The sequence below is a fragment of the Humibacter ginsengiterrae genome, from assembly GCF_054780115.1.
This window is the reverse complement of the sequence record NZ_BAAGWY010000011.1, coordinates 137,891-145,189: the sequence shown is the minus strand read 5'-3', so window position 1 is coordinate 145,189 and position 7,299 is coordinate 137,891. Positions and strand designations below refer to the sequence as shown.

Below are 7,299 nucleotides of genomic sequence, written 5' to 3'. Positions count from 1 at the left end.
GAGCAGTCCATGAAGCTCCTGACCGAGCCCGCAGAGGAGGTGACCATCCCCGAACTCAAAGCCGCATAATCAACTACAGCTGACCCGCACGGTGTCGAGAAACTCCACCACTCAGCGGGACGCGGCCTCCCCCTGCAGCGGAAAACCGTGGAGAATCCGCGTGTTTTCGCGGTTCTCATGGGGTTCAGTCTACCGACGAGTACCGCCTCGTAGCGGCCAATCTGATCACTTCCGGGGCAATCTGGTCACCAAAGTGACCACCTGACCCACCCGCCTTCGACCGCGATCAGCCGAACTACTCGTCTCCACGTAGGTGCCGCTTGCCCGCGACGATGTAGGCATGGATCTGGTGAGCTGTCGTGACGATTGAGCCCTCGCCGCGCCGCCTGACGATGCTAAAGAACCCGCCCTCCACCTTGTCGCCAGCAATTGCGCCGTGCACGAGGTAAGGCTGCATCTCAGGGGGTTGCCGAGGGACGTAAATCGCCATGACGCTCTGCCTGTCATTGACGGCGAACGTCTCGATCGCGAGGCCGTCGACGGGCGGGACAATCCTGGCGTCGAGGACTTCGTTCACTCGTACCGGATCAAGCCGCGCATTGGCGACCGGTGTGAGGCGCGCAATCTGCTTCGTACCCTCGACCGTTGCCTCGCCGTAGCCGACAATCAAAACAGCGTCAGTATCCCCATTGGCGAACCGTGCAACGTCCTGAGCCAGCTCGATCTTCGCTCGGTCACCCGCCGATCTCGAGACCCATATGGCGTGGGGCGCCGCCTTGACTTCGAGGAAGTCCGACTCGGTCTCCCCAAGCAGTGTGCGGAAGTGTCCACCGCGAAGTAGGTTGAGCACGGCTGCAGCATCAAGCGGTCCTTCGCGGGTTGCTGTGAGGTAGTCGGCAAGGGCAGCAGCGCCGTCCATCAGCGCCGCGACAGGCCGCGTTGGATCTACCGTCAAGGCGATGCGGACGTCGTGCGCCATGCTCGCGAGATTCGCGCGCTCGTCAGCGTGCAACTGCGCCACATGCTCTGGCTCGAGCCCGATACCCGAGAAATCGTTGAGGAGCTCCTCCGGGGTACCACCGCCGACGAGAGTGAACGTGACATCGACGATCTCGCAGTTGTACGCGTCGGCGATTCGCGCCAACGAGGCAGCGATCTCTTCCGGAGTGGAATCTGGTTGTGTTGCGTGCCGATCCGTCACGATCGCGACGAGCCGGCCATCGCGCACGTCCAGGTGGTAGCGCTCATCGAGTCGCAGAACGTCCTCATTGACGGGCGGACGGCTCAGATCCACATAGAGCTGAGTGCCGAGATAATTGCCCTCGATCGCCGCGACGAGGCTGGCAGCATTTGCGCCTCTCAGTTCGTCGGCAGCAGCGGCGAAAGGGCCGTGATCAACACGGACGATTTCACCAGCATCCCCGATACCGAGACTCCGCGAGCGGTCGGTGGCTTCCGCCGCTTCCGAGAGCGTAAGTCGCAGTTCGTGCCCGTCTTCGTCATATGCAATGACGAACACTTCAAGTCCTTCAACTGGCGCGTGTTCCTCGTCGGTCATCAGCGCATCCGAAGTTGCCGTGCCTCGGCGTCGTACTCGAAGTCCACGATGTCGTCTGACGCGATCAGCTCGATGGCCTGGTCAATCACATGCAGTGGCACGGAGTACCACTCAGACGGCTCGCGGTAATCCGTGACGATGACGAAGCGCGTGCTGTAGCGCGCGACAGTCGGCGCGCTGCGAAGGTCGTCGACGACGGCATAGAGGTCATCCGTCGCCTCCTTGAAGTAGACGACGTTCTTCTGCGCGACCTCGGTGGCCCGATCGTCAGCGACGTTGAGGGAGCCGTTGCGCAGCCGCGTGATGTTGCTCGACGAGCGCCCGTAGGCAGCGAGCAGCTCGAAGATGAACTCGCGGTCGTAGCTGCCACGCCCGCCGAGCGGGCGGACGCGCTCCTCAACGGACTTCAGGTTGAGCGTCGCCTTGCGGTCGGACTCCAGCGTTGCGTCGCGAGCCACGTTGTAGACGTCGCCGCGCTGCGCCGTGCTTCCAGACATGGTGCCGATGTTAGCGGGCCGGTCGGACACGCCTACGCCCAGGGCCCGCGCCCGACGGCGGACTACTGCAAGGATGCCATCGCCTCGCACAATTCGCGCCTACGCGCGAAGCGGCACGACAGCGCTTGGTGCGACATCGCGGCGCTGGCGAGGTGGCGCCATTGCACGAAGATAGGCGCGCGGCAGTGCCGTCAACGCCTCGACTTCCCGCACAGGGGCACTCTCGGGGATCGCGATGCCGAGGAGGCGACTCATCAGCAGCGGATGTTCGGCACCAATTTCAACTGGCTCGTTCTGACGCCACCCGCGGGCACTGAGCTGCACAAACAGCGAGCGCTGCCGCTGCGCATCGATAATGCCAAGCGCGGCCGCGCGCATGATGAGTGCCTGGATCGAGACTCCGTAAGCCGCCTTCACATGGGCGAACTGATTCAGTGTGATCTGCGAATGCAACTCGCGTCGCGCGGCCTTCTCGGGAAGCAGGAGTGCTCCAGCGAATCGGTTGGCCTCTCGCTCCGGGTCATCCGAAGCCCGATGAGAATGCAGCAGTACATGACCAATCTCGTGACTCAGTGTGAACCGATCCCGATCTGGCGACGCCCCTGGGAAGTAGCCCACGAGTGGCACGCCGTGTTCATCACCGTGGGAGATGCCGAAGTGCCCCTGACCAACCACATGGACATCGTCAGTCGGGTCGAGCAGCACGGGCACCACCACGATGCCGAGGCGCTCTATTGCACGCATCACGTTCGGGATCGGGCTCAGCACGTCGAGCCCCATGAGCGCGCGCGTCTGCGCCGCGAGGGCCTCGACGTCCGCATCGTCGAGCGGGCCACCAACCGTCGAATCGGCAAAGGGGAGGGCCTTGGTCTTGAGCCCACTGATGGCTGCGGCCTGCTGCGCGACTCTTGATGCCTCGCGGAAATACTGGACGGCCTTCTTTGTAGTCTTTACCTTGGTCGACTTGAGCTTGCGGAACTGGAGTGTCGTGCCCTCGATCTCAGGAGCCTCAACCTCGAAGAACTCGACGGGAAGTCCCGTCGCTTCCGCTAGCCGCTCAGCCTGCTCAGTGGTAAATGGCCGCGTCCCACTCGCGATCTCGGACAGGTAGCTCTGGCTGATTCCTGCGGACGCAGCAATGCTCTGGAGGGTCTCCCCTAGGAGGTCGCGTGCCGCAAGAATCCGCTCAGGACGGGGTGCCGACGCCATCGCGCGTACCTCGCTGGAATCGACCCCGTTGGTCGATCAGGCCGAGGCCCTCGAGGTCATCGTCGTCGGAGGGAACGAATCGGAGAGTCGAGAGGTCACTCTCGCTCGGCAAGAGCGGCATTCGCAGATCGATCTGCTCTGCCTGCCCGTACTTCCACGGCGACAGCGTGTGGACAAGTTCAAGAACGATGTCACCGGACTTGCTGTCCAGCGTCCAAACGATGATGAAGCCGTGCTGCTCTACGAGCACCTGCTGCCCAGGCCTGGAGATAACCGACGGGTTGGAGTAGAAGCCGCGACGCGCCTGGTTCGGCCCGGCGGTTGGCACCAGTCCGTCGTATGTACTCGACAGCATCCGCACCGACCACAGATCGCGAGAGAGGTGGAGTTGCTTCTTGCTGGCTTTTGGGTCGAGCACCCAATCGCCGATGTTGCTCGTACCGAGCAAGTTGTGCGTGCAGCCCACGATGTTGTGCGCGTACTGCGTGCGGTAGACGACCGTGCTGAGGCCGCCGAGCTTCATCATGTCGTTCGCGAGGCTGACGCCGCGAGGCATCACCGAGTGGAGGGCGCTCCCCACGGGCGCAAACACCCGGGCGATCTCCTCGGCGGTCGATGTATCCATACGAGCGATAATATCGCAACGATTGTTACTTGCGCCGCTCGCGCCGAATTCGGCGTGTCGCAGCCAGCCGGCGACTCGGGATGCGCGGTGCCACGTCGCATTGCCCCGCACTCGGCCGTGGTTTCGACGCGCTTCGCTTGCTCAACCGGCAAGACGAAAGCAATCCGGTCACCAAAGCGGTCACCTCGGCCGGAACGGCCTCTGCGAGAGGAATTCGGAGTTGCCTACTTAGAGGCGGAAACTCAACGATCGCGTTGCTGGGGTACCTGGACTCGAACCAAGAACAACTGAACCAGAATCAGCCGTGTTGCCAATTACACCATACCCCATCGGTCTACCCCTAACGGCGGACCACGAGTCGGAGTCGATCCCGACCGGTGCCACCTGGGCGGCACGAGGGACCACTTTACCGGACGCGGGGCATGGCGGCCAAAACGTCGGTCGATCGCGTGCGCATAACCATTGAACGTCGTCGCCCGGCGGGTCTACCGTGAGCCCATGACCCAGGAGGATGCCGCCGCAACCGACGGCTTGCACGGCCGCTTCGATGAGCTGGTCACCGAGTTCATGGGCCGCGACGGCATCATGCCTCCCGGCGCGACGCAAGGATTCGGCAACGGGTCGCTGCGGGTCGACGGGCACATCTTCGCGATGCTCGTGCGCGGTCGCCTCGTCGTCAAGCTTCCGGCGGCGCGGGTGAGCGATCTGGTCGACGCGGGTGAGGGCATCCGCTTCGACGCGAACAAGGGCACGCCAATGAAGGAGTGGCTCGCGCTCGACCCCCATTCCGGGCTCGACTGGGAGCAGCTCGCCGACGAGGCCTACCGCTACGTCGGGCGCCGCCTCGAGTAGGGCCGCTACTCGCCGCGAAGCCCGAGCAGGCGCTCCAGCCGCGCGAGCGTCTCGGTCTTACCGAGAATCTCCATCGACTCGAACAGCGGCGGCGACACCCGGCGACCGCTCACGGCAACCCGCAGCGGTCCGAACGCGACGCGCGGCTTCAAGCCGAGAACCTCGATGAGCGCCGCACGCAGCGTGACCTCGATGCCCTCGTGCGTCCACAGGTGCTCACCGAGCCGCTCCAAGGCTGAGATCGACTCGCGCAGCACCTCGACCGTGTTGTCGGGCAGACCCGCGAGGGCGTCGTCCTCGTAGCGCAGCGCCGCGGCATCCGTGAACAGGAATCCCAGCATTCCAGGCGTCTCCCCCAGCAACTGCACACGCTCCTGCACGAGCGGGGCAGCGGCATCCAGAACCGCCAGCTGCCGATCGCCGAGCGGTTCCGACAGGATGCCCGCCTCGACGAGGTAGGGAATCGTGCGCTGAGCGAAGTCGGCGGTCTCGAGCAGGCGGATGTGGTCAGCGTTGATCGCCTCCGCCTTCTTCAGGTCGAATCTCGCCGGATTCGGGTTCACATCGGCGACGTCGAACTTCTCGACCATCTCGTCGAGGGTGAAGACATCCCGGTCGTGCGAGTAGCCCCAGCCGAGCAGCGCGAGGTAGTTGTCGAGACCTTCGGGGATGAAACCGCGCTCCCTGTGGTGGAACAGGTTGGACTCCGGGTCGCGCTTCGACAGCTTCTTGTTGCCCTCACCGAGCACCGACGGAAGGTGACCGAACTGCGGGATGAAGTCGGCGACACCGACGTCGATGAGCGCGCGGTACAGCGCGATCTGCCGTGCGGTCGATGGCAGCAGGTCCTCGCCACGCAGCACATGGGTGACCCGCATAAGCGCGTCGTCGACCGGGTTCACGAACGTGTAGAGCGGCTGCCCGTTGGGACGCACGACCACGAAGTCGCTGAACGAGCCAGCCGGGAACGTGATCGGGCCGCGCACCAGGTCGTCGAACCCGAGCTCGGTGTCCGGCACGCGCAGGCGCAAGGCCGGCTGGCGGCCCTCGGCACGGAACGCCTCGAGCTGCTCCGGGGTGTGCTTGCGGTCGCCGTTGTCATAGCCGTGCTGCTTCGGACGCCCGGCGGCGACGTTGCGCGCCTCGATCTCTTCCGGCGTCGAGTAGCTCTCGTAGACGTGCCCGGAATCGATCAGACGGTCCAGAACGGCTGCGTAGATCTCGCTGCGCTGCGACTGGCGGTACGGCCCGTCGGGACCGCCGGTCACGACCCCCTCGTCCCAGTCGATCTTCAGCCAGGTGAGGGCGTCGAGAAGCTGCTCGTAGCTCTCCTCCGAGTCGCGCGCGGCATCCGTGTCTTCGATCCGGAAGATGAGCTTGCCGCCGGTGTGTCTTGCGTACGCCCAGTTGAAGAGCGCCGTGCGGATCAGACCGACGTGAGGTGTTCCGGTGGGCGACGGACAGAAGCGCACGCGCACATCGGTTCCGGTGGCGGTGCTGAACGGATACGCGGCCGGTGAGGAGGTCTCGGACATCGTCCTCAAGTCTACGGGCGGCGAGATGCTCAGCCGGCGGGCGCGAGAGACCAGGCTGCGGCATCCAGTTCGAGGATCGCCGATACCGTGGCGGCGATCGCCGGCACCTGGTCGCTGCCCGGCGCGCCGACCAGGTGGATCGTACGCCGGTCGCGGTTCGCGGTGGGCCTGATCACGACGTCGGCGGGCAGTGCGGAGACGGCGAGCGCCAGCGACGGCATGAGCGCCACGCCGAGTCCCGCCGAGACCATGCCGAGCACGGCCGTGAAGTTGTCCGTCTCGTACGAGATGGCGGGACGGAAACCCGACGTCTCGGCGAGCTGCAACAAATGCCCGCGGCATCGCGGGCATCCGGCGATCCAGTTCTCGTCGCACAACGCGGCGAGGTCGACGGCATCGGTCTCAGAGGCCGGATGCCCGGAAGGCAGCACCACCATCACCTCGTCGTGCCACAGCGGCACGACGACCAGCCCCTTGGCGCCCTCCGCGTGCGGGTCGACGCGGTCGCCCGGGTAGGCGAACGTGATCGCGAGGTCGGCGCGCTGGGCCCGAACGGCCTCCACCGCTTCCGGCGGCTCAGCCTCGAGGTACCGGACTCCGATGCCGGGATGCGTCGCCTGCAGGCTCCGCAGCACCTGCGGAACCAGGGTGGACGACGCGGTGGGAAACGCGGCGAGCCGCACCCGCCCGGCGCGCAGCCCCGACAGTTCGGCCAGCTCGCCCGCGGCGGCGTCGAGTGCCGTCGTGATCGTGCGGGCGTGCCGGGCGAGAACACGTCCCGCCTCCGTCAGGCGCACACCCCTGCCGGAGCGGACGATGAGCGGCATACCGATGCGCGCCTCTGCGCGGCGCAAGTGCTGGCTCAACGCCGGCTGACTGTACCCGAGCGCGCCCGCCGCAGCAGTGATCGAGCCGTGCTCGACGATGGCGCGGATGATGCGCAGCGTGTGGGCATCGAGTTCCAGCGACGCGGCATCCTGTTGCAGGGTCATGAGCGAAGCATAATCGTACGTTATGGGAGTG

At 65.3% G+C, this 7,299-nt stretch carries 7 protein-coding genes and 1 tRNA gene; 1 reads left to right on the top strand and 7 read right to left on the bottom strand.

The genetic code is table 11. The features are described from left to right. Positions 1-295: 295 nt before the first annotated feature. From ACYVII_RS13770 to ACYVII_RS13750, 5 genes are all read right to left on the bottom strand, one after another. Positions 296-1,558 (bottom strand): hypothetical protein, encoded by a 1,263-nt coding sequence (locus ACYVII_RS13770; protein ID WP_460535995.1) that lies wholly within the window; start codon positions 1,556-1,558, stop codon positions 296-298. Beyond that, positions 1,558-2,055 carry a type IIL restriction-modification enzyme MmeI gene (locus ACYVII_RS13765; protein ID WP_460535992.1) on the bottom strand — a complete coding sequence of 166 codons (498 nt, stop codon included), beginning with the start codon at positions 2,053-2,055 and terminating at the stop codon, positions 1,558-1,560. Before ACYVII_RS13765 ends, ACYVII_RS13770 begins: the two co-directional genes overlap by 1 nt. Before the next feature lie 99 nt (positions 2,056-2,154). Further along, positions 2,155-3,264 (bottom strand): XRE family transcriptional regulator, encoded by a 1,110-nt coding sequence (locus ACYVII_RS13760; RefSeq protein WP_460535990.1) that lies wholly within the window; start codon positions 3,262-3,264, stop codon positions 2,155-2,157. Beyond that, the gene (locus tag ACYVII_RS13755) at positions 3,242-3,889 is read right to left on the bottom strand and encodes a hypothetical protein (RefSeq protein WP_460535987.1); all 648 of its coding nucleotides are present in this window, start codon (positions 3,887-3,889) and stop codon (positions 3,242-3,244) included. Before ACYVII_RS13755 ends, ACYVII_RS13760 begins: the two co-directional genes overlap by 23 nt. A gap of 257 nt (positions 3,890-4,146) precedes the next feature. Continuing rightward, positions 4,147-4,218: transfer RNA gene (locus tag ACYVII_RS13750), tRNA-Gln, on the bottom strand. Between the two features lie 169 nt (positions 4,219-4,387). On the opposite strand from ACYVII_RS13750, the gene ACYVII_RS13745 reads away from it, so the two are divergent. Beyond that, on the top strand, positions 4,388-4,741 hold the full coding sequence (locus tag ACYVII_RS13745; protein WP_460535985.1) for a hypothetical protein: 354 nt from the start codon (positions 4,388-4,390) through the stop codon (positions 4,739-4,741). A 5-nt stretch (positions 4,742-4,746) separates the two neighbouring features. Here ACYVII_RS13745 and gltX read toward each other — a convergent pair whose 3' ends face one another. Next, a complete protein-coding gene (gene gltX, locus ACYVII_RS13740; RefSeq protein ID WP_460535983.1) occupies positions 4,747-6,276 on the bottom strand; it encodes a glutamate--tRNA ligase in 1,530 nt (509 codons plus the stop codon). A 29-nt stretch (positions 6,277-6,305) separates the two neighbouring features. Beyond that, a complete protein-coding gene (locus ACYVII_RS13735) occupies positions 6,306-7,268 on the bottom strand; it encodes a LysR family transcriptional regulator (RefSeq protein ID WP_460535981.1) in 963 nt (320 codons plus the stop codon). Between the last annotated feature and the right edge of the window lie 31 nt (positions 7,269-7,299).

Coding starts and splice junctions, on each gene's coding strand:
- ACYVII_RS13765 (WP_460535992.1), bottom strand. CDS start 2,055: ATGTCTGGAAGCACGGCGCAGCGCGGCGACGTCTACAACGTGGCTCGC.
- ACYVII_RS13770 (WP_460535995.1), bottom strand. CDS start 1,558: ATGACCGACGAGGAACACGCGCCAGTTGAAGGACTTGAAGTGTTCGTC.
- gltX (WP_460535983.1), bottom strand. CDS start 6,276: ATGTCCGAGACCTCCTCACCGGCCGCGTATCCGTTCAGCACCGCCACC.
- ACYVII_RS13755 (WP_460535987.1), bottom strand. CDS start 3,889: ATGGATACATCGACCGCCGAGGAGATCGCCCGGGTGTTTGCGCCCGTG.
- ACYVII_RS13735 (WP_460535981.1), bottom strand. CDS start 7,268: ATGACCCTGCAACAGGATGCCGCGTCGCTGGAACTCGATGCCCACACG.
- ACYVII_RS13760 (WP_460535990.1), bottom strand. CDS start 3,264: ATGGCGTCGGCACCCCGTCCTGAGCGGATTCTTGCGGCACGCGACCTC.
- ACYVII_RS13745 (WP_460535985.1), top strand. CDS start 4,388: ATGACCCAGGAGGATGCCGCCGCAACCGACGGCTTGCACGGCCGCTTC.